Origin of the sequence: Sinomicrobium pectinilyticum, from assembly GCF_003725735.1 — a bacterium.
In the GTDB taxonomy this organism is placed as follows: Bacteria; Bacteroidota; Bacteroidia; order Flavobacteriales; family Flavobacteriaceae; genus Sinomicrobium; species Sinomicrobium pectinilyticum.
Genome location: NZ_RJTM01000059.1, coordinates 61,851 through 84,184, shown reverse-complemented (window position 1 = coordinate 84,184; position 22,334 = coordinate 61,851). Strand labels below are relative to the sequence as shown.

Here is a 22,334-nt window from a genome sequence, read left to right as displayed (position 1 = left end):
TGGTGTAGCATGCTGTTAATATCCTTCGTTCTGGGTGAGATTAGGATTTCTTTCTAATTCCTGTTCCGGGATCGGGTATAAAGTATTTGTGGATTGCCAACCGGGCTTAGCTAACGATATAACGGTATCTGCCCGATTTGTTCGTTTCAGGTCTAACCAACGATGCCCCCATTCCGCAAAAAATTCTATCCTTCTTTCTTTCATAATGGCATCCATCAGTTCCTGATCCGTTATTCCTGATATGTCTTCCAGACCTGCCCGGTTACGAATAGTATTCAGGTCATGTAGTGCTCCGGTAATATTGCCTTGCTTTCCCCTGGCCTCCGCACGGATCAAATACTGTTCTGCCAACCGTAAACCAATGGAATATTCTACCGGGGGTTCCGCACCCGAGAGAAAACGAATTTTATATTTATAAGCATAATAAAGTGAATCTGTTTCATCATCAAATCTTCCCACCCATTGGTCAAAACGCGCATCATTCTCTTCAAAAGTATCTAATAGCAAATTGCTTAAGATTACGGGATTCAAAAAACTATTTGCAGAAATTAAGATGAAAGTATTTCCTTCAAACGTATAACTGGAACCTGCTGAAGCAATTTGCCAGATAGCTTCCCGACTGTTCACCAGGAAAACATCACTTAGGTTTTCCGATAAATTGTATAAGTCCGCTGCACTTATGACCTCGGTGGCCAGCTTTTCAGCTTCTTCCCACTTCTCAAGATATAAATTCACCCTGGCCAACAAGGAAGAAGCTGCCAAACTGTTGGGACGGGTTCTTTCCATAGTCGGATATTCAACATCTAATAAACCTTTTGCTTTCTCCAAATCTTCAATAATAAGCTCATATATTTTATCTTTTGATACCCTTATGGTCAAAGCATTATCTTGATAATTGGTTTGAGTAATCAACGGAACATCTCCAAACAGGTTTACTAAGTAGAAATAGGTAAAAGCCCTTAAAAATCTGACCTCTCCTTCCAGTTGCCTTTTGGTTTCGGCAGTAACGCCTGACGAACTATTCAATCCTTCTAAAACCGCGTTCGTCATATAGATAATATTGTATCCACTTGACCAGACATTTAAATTCGCTCGATTGGCTATACTGATCTCGTTTTGGTAAAAATCAGGCAAATCCGTATAAGCTATGGTATTATGAAGGTCAAATTCATCAGCAGAAAGACCTCCTAACATCGTTACAGAATAAATCCCTCCACTGGCAAATCCCGTGAGTTGATACAACCTGTGAAAAATTCCTTCCACCGCTGCATCGGCAAGTTCATCGCTTTCAAAAACAACTTCAGCAACTACTTGAGAATTGGGTGGATCTAATTCTACAAAATCTTCACAAGAAAAACATAGTATGCCGATGACTATTACCAGAATTCCGGGGAAATTATATCGTGTTTTCATCATTACTTTAATTTAAAAAGTTAACCGGACTCCTCCGGTAATTGTTCTCAATGCAGGCATTCCCTGGATATTTCCCGGATATTGAGGGTCTAATCCCGGATAATTTGTCATTGTAAAGAGGTTTTGTGCATGGATATACACTTTGCAGGCATTCAGGCCGGCCCTGGTGATATATGCAGGAGGTATTTGATATGAAAGCGAAAGGGTTTTTAGTCGTATAAAAGAAGCGTCCCCAATAGCCAGGTCACTGCTTGCAGCCCGGGTGTATGCTGTATTACCCGTTGCCGATTGTGAAAACCGTTGAATACCTGCCATATCTCCTTCCTGCTGCCATCTTTCCATAACTTCCAAAGGTCTGTTTTCCATTAATCTTCCGGGAGTACCAAACATGGACAATTGGTTTCGCCCTTGTTGTTTAACAAACTCCACGAAGAATTCCAGTCCAATATTCTTATAGCTTATACTATTGTTGATTCCTCCAAAATACTGCCTGCCCAAATCCTTTATTACGGTTCTGTCATTAAAATCAAATCTTCCATCTTCGTTTGCATCCAGTACCTCGTACAAACCAGTCTCTGGGTTTACGCCAACGGACTGGTATAAAATAGCACTTCTCAAAGACGCTCCTACATGATAGGTGTTGGCATAAGAGGACTGTTCTATACCGGGGAATTCTACTAATCTGTTTTTGGGATATGTGATATTCAAAGACGTCTTCCAGTTAAAACCGGAGGATTGTATATTATGGGTCATCAATTCCAGTTCCCAGCCTGTATTTTGTACTGTTGCGGGTAAGTTTGCCTGGATAGAGGTAAAACCCGTCATCGCAGGTAATGCATACCCGATCAACTGATTGGAAGACCGATTGCGATACCAACTTGCGGAAAAGAGGATACGGTCCCTGGCAAAGCCCAACTCTACTGCTCCCTCCAATTTACGGTTCACCTCCCATGAATAATCAGGATTAGCCAGTTGTGTAGGATACAGCCCTCCTGCTACAGTCGGTTCATAGGCATCATAATAACCATAATCTGCAATCTGATCGCTGCCTGTAGTTCCATAACTACCACGTAACTTGCCAAAACTCAAAAAGGATAAGTGGTTGACAACAAACGGTTCTTTGGAAAAAATCCAGGCACCACCGATCGCCCCGAAATTGGCAAACCGTTTGTTCGGTCCAAAGCGAGAAGAACCATCTCTTCGTCCGGTGAGATTGATAAAATATTTCTTCCTGAAGTTATAGCCTATACGCCCAAAAACCGCTGTATAGGCGTAATCTATATCTTCCTGCAAGAGCACACTTTGATTTTCGGCTGCGGATAAATTTCCGATCATGCTTTCATCCGGGTATCCTTCTCCGGAAATTAACAATCTCCCGGAAGAGCTTTTTTGGAAAGTGCCTCCTATTACCGTTTCGAGATGTCCTCCCCCGATTTTTTGAGAAAATACAAGCTGTGGTTCTACAATCCAGGACCTCCGCTTTGTATTAAGTTGCTGGGAAGTATTAGTGGTTTGAATATCGGGATCATTACTGCTTTTCGGATTTTTTGTTACCTGTTCGCCGTACAAATTGGTGTATCCCAGATTGGTTTTTAATTCAAGTCCCGGAAACAACCGGTACCTTAGTACCATATTGGTGACAATATTATTACTTTTTACATCCAGTGTTTTTCTTAAATAGCCAAGGGGATTAACCCATGTAGAGCCCTCCCAGTTTAACTCCCCCCTTTCATTATAAAGAGCAGGTGCGTTGGGTGGAAGTACAATAACGTCCCGTACAAAAAGGCTCCGGTTAAAAAGCTTGTTCTTATCTACCCCGTAATTCGTGGAGAAATTGACCCGGAATTTTTCATTTGATGATGTATGGTTCAGGTTAAAATTTCCGGTGATTTTTTGGTAGCCAAAATCCCCGGGAAAAATGACACCTTCTTTATGATAGGCTCCTCCTAAAGTAAAAGAAGTATTGGCATTACCCCCGGATACCGAAGCCTGTATATCGGTGATAAAAGCTGATCCCCCTAAAAGTTCTTCCTGCCAATCGGTATAGCGGTGTTGGTCCCAAAGTAAAAGGTCCGGGGCATTGGTTTCTGTAGGCATTACTCCGTCATTGGTATAAGCTTCACCACGCATTTCCAGGTACTGCCCGGTATTCAACATTTTTAAGGTATTGGACATTTTTCCTGCCCCTGAATACATATTAATATTCAGGGTCGTTTTTCCTGACTTCCCTTTTTTAGTAGTAATTAGCACTACTCCATTGGCACCACGGGAGCCATAAATAGAAGTAGCATCGGCATCTTTCAGGACTTCTATACTTTCAATATTGGAAAGGTTTATAGTGTTTAACGGGTCAATGCCGCCAAGAGCCAAAATGCCGCCGGAAGTTATCGCACTGGAGTTTATGGGCACTCCGTCTACTACATATAACGGAAGGTTTCCCTCGGGCCTTAAACTATTTTGTCCCCGTATTTGTATTGTAGCAGCAGAACCCGGCACACTACTGGACTGCACTATAGAAACCCCGGCCATCCTTCCCTGCAACGCCTGCAAAGGGTTAACAACAGGTTGTAATTCTATTTCTTCGGCCGACACCTTAGCAATATTTCCAGTACGCTCCCGCTCCTTCACCGTGTAGTATCCTGCATTTAGTTCTACGCCTTCCAGGGAGGTTACATTTTCCATGAGAGCAATATTTATTGCCGTCTGTTCTCCTACAGCTTCTTCTATCGTCTTAAAGCCGATATATGAAAAAACAAGGGTGTCGCCCTTAGATGTCCTAATAGCCCAGGCACCGTTCATATCCGAAAAGGTACCCTCTCCCCTGCCTTTAATCAGGATGTTCACGCCTGGCAGTGGTAAGCCTTCGGCATCAGTGACAATTCCGGTTATCTGCTGCTGTAGGTTAAATATGGGTGGGGAAACGGTAGCAAATACAGGCAGGAATACCAGTATCATTCCCATAAAAAATGCATGGCGACACATATTCTTCCCTGTATACGAATTGTTTTTCATAGTTTTGTATGGATTAATAGTTTTACTATTATGAACTTCCGGCCTCCCGAAATACTTAGGGAAAAAGTGATTCTAGGGAGGCCTTTTATTTCATGCTGTTTCTTACATAGGCAATTCGATATTACTGATTATTTGATATTCGTTAGTTTGCTTTATAATTGATACAGGACTTCTTTGACCTGTTGCAAGTATTTCCTGTTGATCTTTTCGTTCTCGGCAAGCGCCTGTAATAGGGCTTGCGTTCCTTTTCCTTCTTTACAATCATGTAATAGCTCATCGATAAGTTCGCTCCGGGTTTCCTGAAGTTGAAAAAACCGTTTTATTTCAGAAATCCATTGGCTTTGCAGTACGGTTATCTTGTTGCGGTTATTTTTCATAGTTTTGTAATAGTTAAATAATTCTACTATTATGTTAACTGCGACCTCCCGGTTTTTCTAGGTTGTTATCTGAGAGGCTTTTATTTTTATATTTTTTACTTAGACGGTAGGATACTAACGGACATACCGTTATGTTTTATCCATATGCTTACGCAGTTCTTCATTGCGGAAAAACGCATTAACATCATCCAGCAAAGCCGTTTCTCCCTGGGGCAATAAACGGTTGGCCAGGGTTAATACCTGCCGGACATATAGTTCCAGGGTTTCCGGGGAGGGTCTTTTAACCAGTTCCGAAGAATCCATGGCCAGGATACAAATATTCAATAATGCCTGTATGTGGAGCATCAGCTCTATATGGTCTTCCACGTAAAAAAAGGACACCTGGAACTTGTCTTTGTAAAAAGGATGAGGCACCAATGTAGGATGATGCGTCTTTGCCCCTTCTCTTAATTTAGACAATAATTCCTCTTCGCTTTTCTTCATAGTTATGGTGCCTGTTTTACTCCCATGTTTGTTGTTTCCCCTGTTTCTTCATCCCTATATACCAGTGTATTGATAGCCATACGGAAGTAGCTTTCAACTGCCACCATAGCGCTTATGCGCTATCGGATTTTCGTTGGTAGTACAATGCCATTTAAATCCGGTGGTAAGCCACAAGTGGTTGTAGGGCTATAACCTGTGGCTTACGGCTTGTTGTACCGAATCCCGGGCGTGAGTTTCTTAAAGATATTAATGAGGCTCCATTATTGGCACATTTTTATAGAATCCTCTATATTTCCAATAGCTGCTTACAAACCAACACCTGTTTGTAATTGAATTTTGTGTTGATTGAATAGCCAAATTGCCGTGGCTGAAAAGACCTGTTTAAGAATAGCTTATACAAGGTTTTTAGGTTTCTTCCTAAAAAGCAAATAAAATGTAGTTATTAAAACGTTCCTTAAATGCTTAAACATTATTTGGGTGTTATTGGTTGGTTCTTAAAGCAAAGGAAACGAATAAATGAGAATAAAATAAAATTTTCTGGTTGACCATAACCTAATTTTAATTGACTTTAACTATATTTGGAAAAAATAAAACAAATGGAAACTAAACTTAAAACGAAACCAAAAAAACCGCATTTAGGCCGAAATGTATCGAGAATAAGACAATTTCGTGGAATCAAGCAGTACGCTTTGGCGGTAGATTTAGGAATGACACAACAACAGTTATCCGATTTGGAAAAACAAGAAGAAATTCCAGATGACCTATTAGAGCAAATTGCGGATAAATTGGGTGTTGCCGTGGACACTGTAAAAAATTTCGATGAAAAAGCAGTGATATATAATATCAATCACTATAATGATATTCATGACAACACATATCAAGCCGGTTCTGCTTCCATATCCTATAATGAGCCAAGTGAAAGGATAACTGACTTGTACGAAAGACTCCTTGATTTGTTGGAATTGGAAAAATCAAAATTGAAGAAAAATTAACTAACTAATTCGATTTAAAATGAATACGTTTGAAAATAAATCCGTCCACATTGGTCGGAAAATTGAACGAGTAAGAAGTTTACGTGGCATGACACAAGCCCAACTGGGCGAGCGATTGGGAGGAATCAGTAAACAAGCCGTGAGTAAGATGGAACAAACTGAATCCATTGATGATAAAAGATTGAAGGAAATAGCTGACGCTTTAGGTGTATTGCCAGAAGGGTTAAAAAAATTTAATGAAGAATCAATTTTATATTGTACTGCAAATTTCTATGAAGGCAGTCATTCGGTTAATACTAATATAAATACCATCGTCAATGAGCCTGTAGATAAGATTATTGAACTTTATGAACGGCGCTTTCAATCCTTGAAGGAAGAAATTATCGAGGCTTTAAAAGGGAAAGCATAATCAAGTATGCCATAAGTCGAAATACATAGCTAAGAAATCCTGAAAAATGCCGTATATTTGATATATAATACTACATACTATGGGAGCATTAGAATTAAGAGAAAAGTGGAAACGATCCATAAAGACCGTAGATATACGGTTCTTACAAATGGTAGATGCACTTTATGAAGGGTATTTCAAGAATGAAGTTGTTGCTTACCATCCGGATGGATCTCCTATGACGCGACAAGAGTACAAAATGGCATTGGACGTTGCAGAAGATCAGATAGATAAAGGGGATTACATATCTGCTGATGAATTTGAACAAGAAGAAAGTTAATGACTCGTAAAATAGTCCAGGTGGTCTGGACAAGGCAAGCCAGGGAATCTCTCAACGCTATTTTAGACTATAGGTATAAAGACATTCCTACGGCAAAAAGGATTGTTAGAAAAGATATTATTGGCTCTTCTAAAGAAATTGTATTTGCCGAACAGTACCAACGGGATGAAATATTTCAAGAATATCTAAGGATAATCGTTCGGGACTATAAAATACTTTACAAAGAACAAAAAGGGGTTGTATATATTCTTAATGTAATATGTACTAAAGCCGATACCGAAACTTTATAATATTTTTCGCCAACAGGTCCTTGTTTGACCCCTGGAAACGGATCAATTCTGGAATATTTATGCGAGAGGAGTTATAAAGGCAAAAACACTTTTGAATAGATCCAGACCAGGACAGGGATAGAGAAACAACGATTAACCGATATTTACTTCAATACCAGTGCGCCTGAGCCCTATGAATTTCTGCTTATCGAAAAAATCGTGGGAAAAGAACCCGGTGAAATGATGAAAGTGTATGTTGAAAAATATTCGGTAAAGAAAAGTAACAAGTGATATAAGTTGAAAATCCCCGCTCTTCGAATATTTTGCGACTTCGGAGGACGGTAAGATTAAGCAAGATGCTACCTTTTTTTCCGGTGTTCCACAATGTCTCTTGTCGTCTTTTTATTTTGAATTATTATTTTAGTTTTTACGAACACATCAAAAGATTTGCTCAATAGACTGAGTATAAATGTTATAAATTTGCTTCAAAATATTATTTTTGTTGCAAAATTGCTCCAATCACCGTGAAATATTTGATAGTTACATTTCTAATCAGTGTCATATGCAATTCTATCTTATTTGGACAAACTGACACATTATTAAACCGATCAAGAGAGAGTATGCCAAGGGATCAGATACAATCGGTATCTGAGTCACTAACATCTTTAAGTTTCGATACTCTCAAAATTAGGATTCAAAATTGCAAAAAGGATTCTACATGTATTGCCCCTTATGCAAATGCCTTTATAATGAAAGCCAAGAAAATTAAAGATACTCTCAATTGGCTAAAGGGGTATAAGTACCATTTGTATTCATTAGAAAGAATCAACTACACGGATAGTATAATACAATTACTTAGCACAACTACAAATGAAAAGTTGTTATATGAACTTTCTGTACCTTATTATATCAAGGCAGAACGCTATTATGAAAAAAGAGAGTATGATGCTGCTCTAACAAATTACTTAAAATCCAAAGAGTTATCTGATGACATGGACGTAAATTTCAATATCGCTATTATCAAAGCACGATTTGGTCATTATAAGGAGGCACTAAAAATGTATAAAAAAGCGGAACAATTCTATAATAATGATAACACTTTTTCTGATTATCTAATAACATTGTTTGCTATGGGAGATGCCTACAGACATTTGGAACAATTAGACTCAGCATCGTATTATAATAATTTGGGCTATAAAGAGTCCAGAGAGAAAAATACAAAGAAATTACTTCCCTATTTTATATTGAATGAAGCAGCAACAGATTATGATAAAGGTAATTTTCAAAAAAGCTATGACAGTATACAGAAGATTTTACCTGATTTTATTAACAGCAAAGATGTCTCGAATTTAGTTTCATGCTATTACTTTTTAGGTATGGCGGCACAACATCTCGACTATAAAAATGAATCCATATCAGCCTTAAAAAAAGTAGATTCCCTTACTTTATTGCTAAATGACTTGGAGCCCGAATACAGAAAGGGGTATGAAATATTAATCAAGCATTTTCAACTCAAAGAAGACCCATACGGAGAATTGAAATATGTTAAAAGATTATTAGCTATAGATAGTGTGCTGAATACAAAATATCAGGTACTATCCAAAAGGTTGGTAAAAGAATATGATACTCCCTTACTATTAGAAGAAAAAGAGCAGCTTATTTCCAGCTTAAGAAATGAAAAGAAAAATTTTTCTACTTATCTTTTTATTAGTGGGGGAGTGATTTTGCTAATTACGATATATGTTATCTGGTCATATCGTAAACAAAGACAATACAAAAAAAGACTTGAAGCTGTATTGCAAAGGGAACAAAGGAAACCTCAACAAATCCCTTTGTCCAAACAAGATGATTTGGATATTAGACCGGAGATAATTAAAGATATTAATAGTAAACTTTATGCTTTTGAAAAAAATAAAGAGTTTATTAAATCCGAAATATCTATACAATCATTGGCTGCCAACTTTAATACTAATACTCGCTACTTATCCAAAATCATCAATTTTTACAAAGACAAAAATTTTTCAAATTATATTAATGATCTTCGGATCAATTATTGTATAGAACGCTTAAAATCAGATAAACAATTTAGAAAGTATACCATTAAAGCTATAGCACAAGAATGTGGGTTCAATACTTCTGAATCCTTCTCCAATGCCTTTTTAAAAAATACAGAGATCAAACCTTCCTTTTTTATTAAAAACATGGAGAATGTGAATCGAAATTCATGAATTTCGACAACTAAAGCCCAGGGGATTTGATTTTTTAAATTGCATTATGGACATTTAGCCTCATTAATAACTAAATATACAAAATACTAGAATGATGAAAAAAAAGACTGAAAAAACACTCAAACTGGAAGTTTTCAAAATTGCGAGACTTACTAACCCTTATGCCATTAAAGGAGGGAATGATCAGACTATTACTCTGTCATCAAGAAAATGCAAAGAAGAACTAGCTAATGGTGATAACTAAATAGCGAAATTTATATTCAATTGTTATAACAAGGGTGATACGTATCATCCTTGTTATTTTTCTTTTATTTATTTTTTATGAAGTACCGTATTCTCATCTTAAGTTTTATTGTATGTAGCTTTTTTCAATGCGAATCTCCTAATGATAAGTTCCAGCTTATAGAAAAAGTTTTCGATACCTACGGAACTATTCCTGATAGCTTAATAAAAAAGGAAGATTGGTATTATAAAGATATTTTAGACGACAGTATTCCTGGAATTAGCTTAGAAAAGGCCGAAAAAACTATCCTTAAGAATAGAAAGGGAAGGGAGGTCATTGTTGCAGTAATAGATGGAAGGTTTGATATTAATCACCCTGCAATAAAAGATTATATTTGGGAAAACCCGTCTGAAAATCTAAACTACCGTGATGATGATGGCAATGGCTATATAGACGATATGTATGGGTGGAACTTTATGGGAAACAATAACGGAGATAATGCATCTACTGTAAATCAGGAGTATGTACGCATTGTTCGCTTGTATAAAGAACATTTTAAAAACAAAACATTAGCTGATATTTCGCAAGAGGAAGTTGGAAAGTTCAACCTGTACATCAAGGCCAAAGAAAAATTGGAAGACGAATTAAAAAAAGAAGAAGATAAGTTAGTCCGTTTAAATGATTATTATAATACTTATATCACAGCGAGAGAAGCTTTAAAGTTTTGGTTCCCTGATTATAATTACAATTTGGAAACCTTAAATCAGATAGATACTATCAACAATCCCGAGTTGGCCCCTCATGTAAAAGAGATCAAAGAAGTTATCGAATGGGGAGAAACAGATGAATTTAATATCCATTACAATAAAAAACAAAACGATAGGGTTCATAAAGTATTAAATATTGATTTTAATGACAGGGAGCTTGTCGGTGATAATCCTTATGATATTAATGATACCATTTATGGTAACAACCAAGTCTTTGCACAGGCAAATATTTTCGATCATGGTACTCGGGTATCTAGTGTGATCACAGGTGTTTTTAGAAATTATTCCGAAAACCTTAAAATATTGCCAATAAGTAAATCTCCGACAGGGGATTATTATGATAAAGATCTCGCCTTAGCAATCCGATATGCCGTCAATAAAGGTGCGAAAGTGATCAATATGAGTTTTATAAAATTATTTTCTTTAAACAATCAATGGGTACTGGACGCTATGAAGTATGCTGAAGCACATAATGTATTAATAGTTTCTGCTGCGGGCAATTTATCTACAAATGTTGACGATGAAATCCAGTATCCTTTAGATAAGGATAGCATAGGTCATGAAATAGTAGATAATTTTTTAAAAGTTGGAGGTTCAAGCTATACTGTCAATGAAAATTTAAGGGCCTATTTTTCCAGCTATGGCGCTAATGATGTGGACTTATTTGCTCCAGGCTACGAAATAGAGACAGCTTTTCCCAATCATAACACTTACGGTTTTCCACTATACCACACTGATTCCGGAACTTCATTATCTACGGCACTTGTTTCCGGTGTTGCGGCTCTTATTTTTTCTAATTATCCGGATTTAACCGCTACCGAGGTGAAATATATTCTTATGGATTCAGGAATAGCCTATACTTTTCCTGTAAAAGTACCTACTAAAGAGGATAAAAACCATAAAATACCTTTTGACAAATTGTCAAAATCTGGCAAAATAGTAAATGCATATAATGCTTTACTTATGGCAGAAAGGGTATCAAAAGAATAAATACTATCAAACATATAAAAGTTCGAGCTAAAAATGAGCATTAATTTGGGGGAGTCGACGAAAGATATAGCGTGTGTGTCTCTTAGGACATGATTAGTTATGGTGCTTTATACAAGGCACTTTCAGAAGTAAATAAACATTTGTAATTCAGCGAATTAGTTTGTAAATTAGAGAAACAAAACCCCGGAAATTGGCCAAAGTACCAAAAAACGGGGTTTTCTTTTCTATCTATCCATGAAATTACAAAGAATCTCTGAATTACAACACACTTTTTCATTTTTATCTTCTACCGAACAATTAGCGGCCTATCGGGAACGCTTTTTTGAGAGTGACCTGGGGAAAATCTACCAGGCGGTTCCCTGGGATAAACTGGTGAAAGAATTTGGTTTGAAGCCTTATGAAAAAGGTCCTCGTTTTATGTTCAGTCCCCGAGGGCGGATCGCTTTAATGTTTCTAAAACATCATGCGGGCTGTTCAGATCGTAAACTCATCGAACAACTTAACAGCAATATCGATTACCAGTTTTTCTGTGACATCCACCTGGGACTTCGCCGTATTACCAATTACAAGATCGTGAGCCAAATCCGCTGTGAGTTGTCTGGAGTATTGGAGATCGATGCGTTGGAAAAGGTATTTTATACCCATTGGAAGCCCTATATTGACGAAGCTGAAAAAGCTGTCGTGGATGCCACCTGCTATGAGAGTGAAGTCCGTTACCCCACCAACCAGAAGCAGCTCTGGGAAGCTGTAGAGTGGCTTTACAAAGCCCTGCGGCGGCTGTGTCGAGCCTTGGAGGTGAAGTTGCCCCGTAGTAAGTACCTCAAATGGAAGAAGCGTTATATTGGCTACAGCAAGATGCGCAAGAAAACGGTAAAGAAACGTCGCTCGCTGACCCGGGCACTGCTGCGACTGTTGGATAAGTTCTTGGGTTTTGAAAAACAGCTACTTAAAGGGCACGCTGTGGAACTGCCCAAGCGCTACCATAAGACCGTACATACCATCAGGAAGATCTACCAGCAGCAATTAAACCTGTTTACTACCGGGGAAAAGCCTAAAGGTCGTATTGTGAGTATTGGCAAGGATTACTTGCGTCCCATTGTCAGAGGTAAGGAGATCAAGAAAGTAGAGTTTGGAGCCAAGGTCAACAAGCTACAGATAGATGGCATCAACTTTATAGAACTGATTAGTTTTGATAACTTTAACGAGGGCACCCGGCTGAAGAGTTCCGTCTATAAAGCACAACGCCTCACTCGAAAAAGGCTCAGGGTTCTTGGAGCCGATGCCATTTACGCCACCAATGCCAATCGTAGGTTTGTTACTAAGCATAGTATCAAGACCGATTTTAAGCCCAAAGGTCCTAAAGGCAAACATCACAAAGAGCAAGCGCTGCTCAAGGGACAGATCACCAAAGAGCGGGCTTCAAGGCTGGAAGGCAGTTTTGGTAAAGAAAAGGAACATTATCACTTGAAAAAGGTAAAAGCCAAAACCAGGGCTACAGAAATCCTGTGGATCTTCTTCGGCATCCACACGGCCAACTGTCTGGAAATCGGTAGGCGTATGGCAGGACAACTCCACCAGCAAGCAGCCTGATAGGTTTTTAAAATAAACGCAAAAATACAGGGATACCTATGTCCTTTTGGTACATCAATCCAACTCAAAGACCAAAAGTATCCTCAAAAAAGAAAAAACTCAGGCAATCTATGCTAAAATCACCTGAGTTCGTTGTTTATTTTTTGGGAAATTAACTTACTTCTGAAAGCGCCTATACAACACTTAATGGGATGGTCGAGATATTGTTTCGAGATCTGATCTTATCTGCGTTCCAAAAATCTGATCTTTTCCCCGGTGCATCAGGTACCTATCCAGGTACATTGCGGCCAGGCTTTTATCCAATTCGTTTTGTTCGGCTGCATTTATGATTAAATCGTACACTTCAAAATTTATAGATATTTGATATCCTGAAAATCAGATTCATTATCCTAATACACTACTCAGCCGGAACATCGGCAAATACATGGCTATAAGAATTACGCCTACTATAATTCCTACGAAAAGTATAATAAACGGTTCCATCATGGTAGACAGCATTTTGGATTTTTGCTGCACTTCCACATTATACTGATGATTCAGGCGTTCGAAGATAAACTCCGTCTGGTTTGTCTCTTCCGCCACTTTCACCAGTGCAACCATCTTATGATCGAAAATACGGGCCTGTTTCAAACTTTCACTGAGGCTTTTTCCTTGTAATATACTGGTCTCTACTTCTTCCAGCGCCTGTTGTAAGGGATAGAAGCTTATCATTTTTTTAACCAGGCGGATGCTGTTCACTACGGGGACCTTTGATGCGGTAAGCAGGGATACTGCCTGCGTGAACTGGACCAGGTACACATTTTTTACGAATGGTCCTATAAAGGGTAGCTTCAAGAGAACATTGTCTTTGATCTTTTTATACCATTTCTTTTTAGACAAGGTCTTGCGCAATACAAGAAAGATCACCACCAATACCAGGAATATCCAGCCTTTTCCCTGGCTGAATCCGGAAAGGCTTATAATAAACCTCGTAACCCCCGGTAATTCCACATTATTCTGCGTAAAAATATCCTGGAACATCGGCACTACGAACCGGAGCATAAAAGCGACAACGAATACGGCTGTAGCCAGTATAATAACAGGGTACATCAGTGCGCTGATCAGGTTTCTGCGCTGTTCGTTTTTCCTGGAGAAAAAGCTTCCCAGTTCTTCGGTAACTTTCTCCAGAGTCCCGGTTTCTTCTCCTATTTTGAGGGAATGATACTCATACTCCGAAAATTCTTTTTTGCCCTGTATGCTATCGGAAAAGTTCTTTCCGGAGATAAGCTGTTCTATCAGGTCCGCATGAAATTCCTGCAGGTTTTTCTTTTTCTGATTTTCCTTTATAAGCGTAAGGGCTTCCTTAAGCGTTATTCCCGCCTTTAGCAAAACGCTGACCTCCGTATAAAAATCTTCCTTTTTCTTATTGGAAAAAGTATTCCCGAAAATGGTAATCTCCTTTTGTAATAATCCGGATATACCGCCCTGGTCTTTTTCACGGAGAGTCTGTCCGTTTCCCTGTTTAAAAGCTCCCGGTGATGGCGGAGCTGTACTATTCTTTCGGGTGTTATCCAATTTAAAGGCCATAATATACTATCAGGATTTCTTATGAGCAGCCCGGCTAATCCATATATTGGGCGGCATCATTCTTTTTACAGACAAACAATTTTTTATTTTTCAGGGTATCCAATGAGGTTTCCAGTAGTATGGCATCTATACGTCCGTTCTCTACCACATTGCCATCCATATAAAAAGTTTTTACCGGAAAAGCGATCCGGAACGTATCCGGGTATTTGATAACCTTGTCTTCATAGAGTTCATAATATACGGAATCCAATGCTGTTTTACATACGATTTCGTCCATAGCAGCATTAAACGCTATGGTCTGGTAACGATTAAAATCGATCCAAAGGGACTGTTCCAGCAGTTCCAGCCTGGTGTCCCCGGAAAAATTGATCTCAATTCCTTTCATCTGCCGCTGTACAAGCCCCAAAACAGTAAATGCCATGGCTACAACAATAGCGGTTATAGCTATAACCACCATCATCTCACTCAACGTAAAAGACGGTATTTTACCTTTGTTTGGGTTCATTCCGGCAGATGATCTTTTGTACTATCTTTTTGTCTGTGTTCTTTTGTTTTGCTTCTACAGCGACCTCCCTATAGCCGCTGGCCGCGGATGGTGAGACCCCGTACGTCCCCGACTGTGGCTCTACCAGGACGGATATATTCCATTCCCCGAAATCTTCGGAATAAGGAAGTTCTATTTTGTTGCGCTGTACCATATATTCCAATGTTCTTAAACGGTTTTCTATTTTTCCCGTATGCTGGCTTACACTACCGGAAAAAAGGTTGTTCAGCACCAGGCTGGTCACCATAAAGATCACTACGATAAGCACCGTAGCCACCAGGGTCTCCATCAGGGTAGAGGCCTTTACCTTCCGGTATTTCTTTTTTAATACAGCCACTTTACCACTCCTTTCTGTTTGGTCTCCATAATAAGCCCTACATATTCTTCGGGGAGTTCCGCATCGGTTATCACGGCATTATATAAATGGTTCTGGTAAATGGAGCCAGACTGATTGGCAATGAAATTTCCGGTAAAAACAGACCCGGCCACCCTGCCCATCAGTTCGGTATTCTGGTTACAGTAGACCTCACCATATACATTGGCCCCTTCCTCTATGACGACCTGGGGCGTATAGTTATTTTCTTTTTCCACACCGCGGAACATCACAATGCCTTTAACTACGGTTCCCTCCCCTATTCGTACACCGTTTTCATGATCTCCGGTACCTTGTTCCGATCCGGAAATATTTTCTGCAGCATTCTCTTTTTCCTCTTCCCATACCACGAGCGCGGAGGGGTATCCGAATTCACAATTTTTCCCTGTACGTATTTTTTTTGTGGCTATGGCCTGGAAAACGCCTTTGGTCTCGTCTTCAATGACTATCTCGGGGGCTATAAGCAACACATCTTTCAGTACGGCACTCCTGTCGGCAATGATCCTTGTACTGCTGTAAACTATAATATTCCCTATAAGACTTATCCCCTGCAAACGAAGTTCTCCGGGAGCGTATAAATACTTTGTCGTTTCGAGAAACGAATTTTTATATACTCCGCCTTCTTCAGGGGCCAGAACCTGGTCTTCACTTACAGGAAAATCACCTCGGGCAACAGATTCCAGGTAACCGGACAAGGTTTCCGGCAATCCGGGCAGATCGGTCCCGCTTTGTGCTGTTTTCCCATAGACCAGGGCACTCCCGTAATAGGCCTGGCCGGATATATTTCCGGCTTTTATGCCTGCTTCCGGTAAAAATACCGTACCCTCTATCCGGGTATCGCCTACCACAACCAGCGGACGATTATTATCCTTTACATAAAGTGCAGCCTTTTCTTCCGGGGGTGTATAGCCTCCCAATAGTGCCAGGCGGACAAATTCTTTATTTTTTACCCGGGAGACTGCCGTGGTTTTTTCCAGCACTCCCCAGTACGTTTTATGTACGGACAAGGTCTTATACGGTTCATCAAAAAGGTTAACCTTTACCGAATCCTGTAAAGGAACCGCTCTGGACAATATGTAATCTATTCCGTAGTTCGCGTTTATTACGGTTTCTATGGTAAAACCGGATTGTTTCCTGAAAAGGGTACGGGTGTGGATCAGCATGATGAATGCCGCGAGTAAAATGGCAATGACCACCCCGATAAAAACAACAAATTGCAGGGCACCGGAAGGTATTTTTTTTCGCCATACATACATGCTTCGTTGTTTTTAGTGTTCTTTTAAAGGCCGGGCGGCTTATCTGTGGTGATTATCCGTTAATCGGAATAACTTTACGCTTTCCGTTATACAGAACGGTGATCTCCTGCTCGCTGCCCTTTAATAACTTCACTCCTTTTACTTCATCATGGATACGCATTAACTGTTGCATACCGTCTATCTGGACAAAATAGATCTTTTCCCTGGATTTGCCATCCTTCACCATGCCGAAATAATAGACAGGCACCTCCATTTCCGGGGGCATTTCCTTGCGTACTGCCGGTTTCGCTGCCTTTTTCTTTTGGGGCCTTGTTATGGTCCCCAAAAAAGGATCGCGTTCCTGAACCGCAATAGTAAAAGATTCCTGCTTTTTTAGTTTTTCCGGATGAAAGGACACTCCTTTTTCCGTAACGGCCGACGCTTCCGGTGAAGGATTCAGGGTTTTCAGTACCCTGTACCCGATAATCCCCCAGATGGCCAGGACAACGATTAATAGTACATAGGTATTCCGTTTATTCCCCATTTCTCAGTTTATCGTAAAGCTGAAAGTTCCGGATAACTCCCCCTCGTTACCTGCCCTGTCAAATCCTTTCACATTCCAGTAATACACCCCTTCTTCCAATGTGGCGGTATGGGTTTTGTTAGTTACTTCTTCCTCTTCAACCAGGTTTTGCAGACTTTCATCACTATAGATAAATATTTTGTCATATTCCGCACTTCCTGCAATGTTGCCCCTGCTCCAGGTAAATGTAACTTCGGTATTTGTGGTCGTGCTTTGATCTGCCGGTGACGTGAGTTCCGGAGTATTGGGAGCCGTAAGGTCTACCAGTATTTCCCGGGAGCTGTACAAAGTGCTTTCCGCATCTTTCTCCGCACGTACCTGCCAGGTGAAATTCCCCTCTTCAAAAGTGATTTCCAGCGCGGTTTCGGTAACTTCTTCTTCCTGTACCACACTATCGTCTTCGTTCCGTACCTGCACACGATATCCGGTAGCTTCTGCTATGGCGCCCCAGGATAAACCTACCTCTTCCTGGTTCGTCACAAAATTATCTTCAGGGGCATTCAGGATAACCGTATTCCCTGAAAAACCGTCACTTTCGGTCAGCACGAACCTATTGGTGGAAAAAGGGGTCTCATAACCGCTGTTTACCGCTTTTACCCGCCATTCGTAGGTATTGGGCAGCATTTCTTTTGCATAGGATGTGGCCAATGGATTTCCGAGAGTATCTTTTTTTATAGTATGATCTATCACCACCTGCGAGGCATTCGGAAAGTCCGGTGTGGCCACCTGCAATACATAAGCTTCCGCGTCTTCTACGGGTTGCCAGGTAAATGTCACCGCGTTTCCACGCACTGTCGTGCTATCCGCCGGAGCAATAAGAATAACTTCCTTATCCGATATATCCGGGACTTCTGCAATATCATCGCAAGCGGTAAAGACCAGTGCTGTTATCAGCACTATTCCGGTGATCGTTACCTTCTTCTTTCCGTTTTTCCATAATCGTTCCATAGCTTACAGCTTAAAATAGTTGACTTTCTTTTTTACTTTGGAAGCCTTCTTATATGTTCCGTCCGGGCAGGAATTATGCTCCTCTATAATGTCTTTGATCTCTATCCGGTGTTTTGTATTCTCGCCCCAACAGAAAAAAGACAGGCCATAGGCAAAGACATCCATATCTTCCATCCGGATCTTTAAAGTGGTCTTATCCCTGTTGTTAATTTCAAGATAATACTTTTTTACATCCGTGTCATAAACCAGGAAAACGCTTTCCGCATTATGGATGGCCTGTATATGCGTACCGTGCAATGCAGCCGCAACAGAAGTGACTATAAAGGCGTCGGTCCGGGGCTTCAGATAATCCAGGAGGGCCGCATCCCGGTTCAGTATTTCCGTATGGGTTACATTGTCTATAAGTTGCAGTGATATATACTCGGGCTTATCCGGTAGGGAATCAACATATTGCAACTGCATCCTGTTTTCCGGGGAAGCTTTTTCGTAAGCATTGAATTTCCTTTTGTTGAATACATGCTTCACCGCCTTCACCCGGACCTTCTCATCCAGCACGGGTACCGTCGTAATGGAAAAACGATCGTACGGATACTGGTCTTCATGCAAACCGATAGTGCCCAGTTCTACAGGTTCTACCGTTGTTCGCTGCAACCGGTTGTTTACAGAAACACTTTTGCAGCTTATAAATAATGTGATAAGTAAAAAAGCGTAGTATATTTTATTCATAGAACTTGTATTTTATTGAGCCTTAACCCATGAAGAAAAAGTAATCAACTAATTAAAATTCAGTCTCTTCTTTTTAACGGGTCTTTTTAAAAAAACTAATCTTTCACTCTCTTCATATGAGATTCTCGATATTTTCCCGGGGTAGTTCCTGTATACTTTTTAAATGCATTGCAAAAGGTGTCATAGTTATTAAATCCTACCTCTAATGCAATTGCAGAAATTTTATACTTGAAAAAAGCATCATCATTTAATATCTTTTTAGCCTCTTCAATTCTGTATACGTTTATAAAATCTGTAAAGCTCTTTTCAGAAACTTCGTTCACAATTCTTGACAGGGTAGATGTATTAGTTTTCAGCTTTTTAGACAAAGAGTATAAGGATAAATCTTGTTCCCGGTATATATGATCTTCTTCAATAATTTTTTTCAGTTTACTGAATATTGGATTCTTCTGTGTATAATTATCAGTCCCTAGATGATATTCTTCACTTTTATTTTTCACAAATTCGTGAAGTAGTAAACTGACTGCTTTACGATCTTTTGCCAACCGAAATTGATATAATCCCCTGTAACTAATCCAGTAGAACAAAATGGAGATTCCCAACCATATCGGGTAATAAAGTTTCATACCGCTCATACTAAATGATATTGCCAAGGAATATATGACTACCCAAACAATACATAGAATAAGTCCTACCCTCAAAAGATTATATAGCCATTTTGTATTAACCTTATTGTTTATATGTATAGCATTTTTTAACTTTCGAAATGATAACACGCCTAGTAAAGCGGCATAGATAAAAGCCAAATATTCTTCCAAAACATAAAATAATTTTACACCAGCAGGATAACTTTCTACAGAATAATAAAAAATATTTATCCCTATATGAAAAATGGACGAGATGATAAAAGGCATAAAAAGTAGTATTAAAAACTGCTTCTTATTCCTATTTTCAGTATATGCACAAACATATAAATAAAAGGTTACCAGAAAAAATAAGTGCCAAGGAAGGTACAACAAGTCAATTTCTTTGAACTGTTCAATTAACCTGATATCGGTAAACCAGTAATATAGATTATTTAGCGACAATGCGATTATTGTTGGCGCCAAATATTTATTTGCCCTACTTTTAAACGCCTTTGAGGTTAAAACAACTATGCCAAAAAACCCCTTGTATTACACCGGCAAATATTAGTATACTAAAAATATTAAAGCTTAATTTCATTCATGGTCAAAATTTCAAGCTAAATGTATGAAATTTGATTGTTCCATGGTCTACCCCTCTCAAAAAAGCAACCCAATCTCGAATTACAACCAATATCTGCCCCTTTTTATTGTTTTTTCATAATATTAAAAATCATCTAATTAACATACTCTATTTCCACTACTTTCCACTTATCCCCGGTATTATCCAAAGAGTAAATAATTTCCTTTATTCGCGCATTTTGATTCACAGAGATAAAGTTTTCTTTTACCTTCGAATTATTAATTTATTCTTGATCAACAACGTTTTGTTTCATTTGATAGGTTAAACCATCTATTTTAAAATTATTCCCATTACTAAATAATATTTTTTCGTTACCGTTTTGATATGAAATTTTGATAGTATATGTTGGATAAAATTTGATCACTTTCCTTTCTGCTCCATTCAATTTTTTAACAAAATTTGATATCTCAAAATTGTTATTTAGCACACTTATTTTTTCTTTATTGTTATTGAATACCTCAAGGGACTCAATTCCCGACTCATCTATAATCATATCATTACAACTCAACAAAAACAAACAAATCATCAATACTAAACCTACTTTTCTCATATGTTAATTTTTAACCCTTTTTCAGCAGCCTCGGTAGCAAACTTCATAGAGCCGAGGTACACTTCATTGAGGGGTTTTAGATTAATTTACATATTGCATGTCAGTTACTTTCCATCTATCTTTTATTTTGTCAAGCGAATAGATGATTTCTTTAATATGACTATCTTTATCAATGGCTACAAATTTAACTTGAGCATTTGAAACCTTAATTATTTCAGCAATATTGTAATCAAAATATTTGAACTGATTTGTGAATTTTTTATTACCTCCTAAATTATAAAAAAAAGTAACCATCTCTTTCCATTCTTCTTGTGGGCTTTTTTTAGATTCAGGATTTTCTCCAAAAACCTTTTCAATATCCATATATTGCTTTGCTTCATCAAAATTTAATAGTGCTTCCGATGATTGCAATTTTATAACTGTTACTAGCGGTGTATCTTTCATATTATTATCTTGTCCATTACAACTTACAGATAATACAAATAAAAGAATCATTATCAAGTTTTTCATAATTTAATTTTTTCCAAAATATTCTAAATAAGGCTTTGCCCGTACATTAGCTGGTCCTTTAACTTTTTCGCATTTTTAGTCTTTAACGCTGCATTATATAAATTATTGGGTGCTACAACATCTGCTTCTTTGTACCCAAATCTTCTTAATATCCAACTTGGTGTTATCCTTTGTTTTGCATCAATTTAGTTGTTGCCTCCTGTTGCTATATTTGCCATTCTTTGAGTAACTGTTGAACAGTTGTTATTACAAGCATGTATTTCTTCCTATTGCTTATCTCTGTATTTGCGGCCTTTTTTGCAGCTTCATCATCAGCGGCCAAAGTAGGTATCTGCACAATTCCATCGGCTGACCTACCTTCCGTATGTACATTCCAATTTACTTGGGTAGTTACATCCGTATTGGTTATTGAAAGCATTATTTTCCTTACTTACCCCTCCGGGTGACTGAAAAACTGCAATTGCCCATTCTCATAGATATACTTCCCAGTACATACACCTATACTATCTGGTTTTGTTTAAATAAACTAAAGTATCTAAATATTGTCTTTTAATTGTTGAACTCGTTTTTACCAAGACGGCCTTATATTCATATTTGATATCACTATTCACCGGAATACTCTTTAATAAATATTTATTTTGCTCTATTTCTTTAAAGCTAACTAAAAATTTCAGGGTATCAACCCCTTTTTTTTCTTTTTCTATTCCCTCCATAATGAATGAATTTCTAGATTGCCACTGTATTTTAGCATATAAAGGATTGTCTTTTTGACATTTCTCTATTTGAAAATTCTCTAATCGATAAATAGTGCAAATTAATTGGTCATCTTCATACAAAGAAAATGTACCTTTTTTCAAGGGATTAAAAGAAGTACAGCTTGAAAAGAAGCTACAAAATAATAATATAATTATATGCCTTTTATACATTTTTTACAATCATAATTACTCCAACAACAATCAAT

General features: G+C 38.5%; 24 protein-coding genes. 8 read left to right on the top strand and 16 right to left on the bottom strand.

Annotated features, from left to right (window positions below; genetic code table 11):
- Window positions 1-15 precede the first annotated feature (15 nt).
- From ED312_RS08690 to ED312_RS08675, 4 genes are all read right to left on the bottom strand, one after another.
- The gene (locus ED312_RS08690; RefSeq protein WP_240643065.1) at window positions 16-1,416 is read right to left on the bottom strand and encodes a RagB/SusD family nutrient uptake outer membrane protein; all 1,401 of its coding nucleotides are present in this window, start codon (window positions 1,414-1,416) and stop codon (window positions 16-18) included.
- Between the two features lie 9 nt (window positions 1,417-1,425).
- Window positions 1,426-4,425, bottom strand: coding sequence for a SusC/RagA family TonB-linked outer membrane protein (locus ED312_RS08685; RefSeq protein WP_240643064.1), 3,000 nt, complete (start codon window positions 4,423-4,425; stop codon window positions 1,426-1,428).
- Window positions 4,426-4,577: 152 nt separating this feature from the next.
- On the bottom strand, window positions 4,578-4,802 hold the full coding sequence (locus ED312_RS08680) for a hypothetical protein (protein ID WP_123215611.1): 225 nt from the start codon (window positions 4,800-4,802) through the stop codon (window positions 4,578-4,580).
- A 129-nt stretch (window positions 4,803-4,931) separates the two neighbouring features.
- On the bottom strand, window positions 4,932-5,285 hold the full coding sequence (locus ED312_RS08675) for a hypothetical protein (protein WP_123215610.1): 354 nt from the start codon (window positions 5,283-5,285) through the stop codon (window positions 4,932-4,934).
- A 596-nt stretch (window positions 5,286-5,881) separates the two neighbouring features.
- On the opposite strand from ED312_RS08675, the gene ED312_RS08670 reads away from it, so the two are divergent.
- The 8 genes from ED312_RS08670 (at window position 5,882) to ED312_RS08640 (ending at window position 13,072) form a co-directional block, all read left to right on the top strand.
- Window positions 5,882-6,277, top strand: coding sequence for a helix-turn-helix domain-containing protein (locus ED312_RS08670; RefSeq protein WP_123215609.1), 396 nt, complete (start codon window positions 5,882-5,884; stop codon window positions 6,275-6,277).
- A gap of 19 nt (window positions 6,278-6,296) precedes the next feature.
- A complete protein-coding gene (locus tag ED312_RS08665; protein WP_123215608.1) occupies window positions 6,297-6,686 on the top strand; it encodes a helix-turn-helix domain-containing protein in 390 nt (129 codons plus the stop codon).
- Between the two features lie 79 nt (window positions 6,687-6,765).
- The gene (locus tag ED312_RS08660) at window positions 6,766-7,005 is read left to right on the top strand and encodes a hypothetical protein (protein WP_123215607.1); all 240 of its coding nucleotides are present in this window, start codon (window positions 6,766-6,768) and stop codon (window positions 7,003-7,005) included.
- Window positions 7,005-7,295, top strand: coding sequence for a type II toxin-antitoxin system RelE/ParE family toxin (locus ED312_RS08655; protein WP_123215606.1), 291 nt, complete (start codon window positions 7,005-7,007; stop codon window positions 7,293-7,295). Before ED312_RS08660 ends, ED312_RS08655 begins: the two co-directional genes overlap by 1 nt.
- Window positions 7,296-8,023: 728 nt before the next feature.
- Complete coding sequence (locus ED312_RS08650) at window positions 8,024-9,502, top strand: AraC family transcriptional regulator (RefSeq protein ID WP_170164472.1); 1,479 nt, start codon at window positions 8,024-8,026, stop codon at window positions 9,500-9,502.
- Between the two features lie 91 nt (window positions 9,503-9,593).
- The gene (locus ED312_RS23745) at window positions 9,594-9,746 is read left to right on the top strand and encodes a hypothetical protein (protein WP_170164471.1); all 153 of its coding nucleotides are present in this window, start codon (window positions 9,594-9,596) and stop codon (window positions 9,744-9,746) included.
- A gap of 77 nt (window positions 9,747-9,823) precedes the next feature.
- Complete coding sequence (locus ED312_RS08645; RefSeq protein ID WP_148044255.1) at window positions 9,824-11,482, top strand: S8 family serine peptidase; 1,659 nt, start codon at window positions 9,824-9,826, stop codon at window positions 11,480-11,482.
- A gap of 234 nt (window positions 11,483-11,716) precedes the next feature.
- Window positions 11,717-13,072 carry a transposase gene (locus tag ED312_RS08640; RefSeq protein WP_123215603.1) on the top strand — a complete coding sequence of 452 codons (1,356 nt, stop codon included), beginning with the start codon at window positions 11,717-11,719 and terminating at the stop codon, window positions 13,070-13,072.
- Between the two features lie 384 nt (window positions 13,073-13,456).
- Here the strand turns inward: ED312_RS08640 and ED312_RS08635 are convergent, their stop codons facing one another.
- The 12 genes from ED312_RS08635 to ED312_RS08580 all read right to left on the bottom strand — a co-directional run bounded on the left by ED312_RS08635 (window position 13,457) and on the right by ED312_RS08580 (window position 22,299).
- Window positions 13,457-14,638 carry a type II secretion system F family protein gene (locus tag ED312_RS08635; RefSeq protein ID WP_123215602.1) on the bottom strand — a complete coding sequence of 394 codons (1,182 nt, stop codon included), beginning with the start codon at window positions 14,636-14,638 and terminating at the stop codon, window positions 13,457-13,459.
- 34 nt (window positions 14,639-14,672) lie between these two features.
- On the bottom strand, window positions 14,673-15,143 hold the full coding sequence (locus ED312_RS08630; protein WP_148044254.1) for a PulJ/GspJ family protein: 471 nt from the start codon (window positions 15,141-15,143) through the stop codon (window positions 14,673-14,675).
- Window positions 15,124-15,519, bottom strand: coding sequence for a hypothetical protein (locus ED312_RS08625; protein WP_123215600.1), 396 nt, complete (start codon window positions 15,517-15,519; stop codon window positions 15,124-15,126). Before ED312_RS08625 ends, ED312_RS08630 begins: the two co-directional genes overlap by 20 nt.
- A complete protein-coding gene (locus ED312_RS08620) occupies window positions 15,507-16,811 on the bottom strand; it encodes a hypothetical protein (RefSeq protein ID WP_123215599.1) in 1,305 nt (434 codons plus the stop codon). The genes ED312_RS08625 and ED312_RS08620 overlap by 13 nt, the downstream gene beginning before the upstream one ends.
- Window positions 16,812-16,863: 52 nt before the next feature.
- A complete protein-coding gene (locus tag ED312_RS08615; protein ID WP_123215598.1) occupies window positions 16,864-17,334 on the bottom strand; it encodes a hypothetical protein in 471 nt (156 codons plus the stop codon).
- Window positions 17,335-17,337: 3 nt separating this feature from the next.
- Window positions 17,338-18,321, bottom strand: coding sequence for a hypothetical protein (locus ED312_RS08610; RefSeq protein ID WP_123215597.1), 984 nt, complete (start codon window positions 18,319-18,321; stop codon window positions 17,338-17,340).
- A gap of 3 nt (window positions 18,322-18,324) precedes the next feature.
- The gene (locus ED312_RS08605; RefSeq protein WP_123215596.1) at window positions 18,325-19,047 is read right to left on the bottom strand and encodes a hypothetical protein; all 723 of its coding nucleotides are present in this window, start codon (window positions 19,045-19,047) and stop codon (window positions 18,325-18,327) included.
- A gap of 95 nt (window positions 19,048-19,142) precedes the next feature.
- Window positions 19,143-19,961 carry a helix-turn-helix domain-containing protein gene (locus ED312_RS08600; protein WP_148044253.1) on the bottom strand — a complete coding sequence of 273 codons (819 nt, stop codon included), beginning with the start codon at window positions 19,959-19,961 and terminating at the stop codon, window positions 19,143-19,145.
- Between the two features lie 575 nt (window positions 19,962-20,536).
- Window positions 20,537-20,863, bottom strand: a complete 327-nt coding sequence (locus tag ED312_RS08595) for a hypothetical protein (protein ID WP_123215594.1) — start codon at window positions 20,861-20,863, stop codon at window positions 20,537-20,539.
- An 81-nt stretch (window positions 20,864-20,944) separates the two neighbouring features.
- The gene (locus ED312_RS08590) at window positions 20,945-21,373 is read right to left on the bottom strand and encodes a hypothetical protein (RefSeq protein ID WP_206363231.1); all 429 of its coding nucleotides are present in this window, start codon (window positions 21,371-21,373) and stop codon (window positions 20,945-20,947) included.
- 205 nt (window positions 21,374-21,578) lie between these two features.
- Window positions 21,579-21,791 (bottom strand): hypothetical protein, encoded by a 213-nt coding sequence (locus ED312_RS08585; protein WP_123215593.1) that lies wholly within the window; start codon window positions 21,789-21,791, stop codon window positions 21,579-21,581.
- 85 nt (window positions 21,792-21,876) lie between these two features.
- Complete coding sequence (locus ED312_RS08580; protein ID WP_123215592.1) at window positions 21,877-22,299, bottom strand: hypothetical protein; 423 nt, start codon at window positions 22,297-22,299, stop codon at window positions 21,877-21,879.
- Window positions 22,300-22,334: the final 35 nt, after the last annotated feature.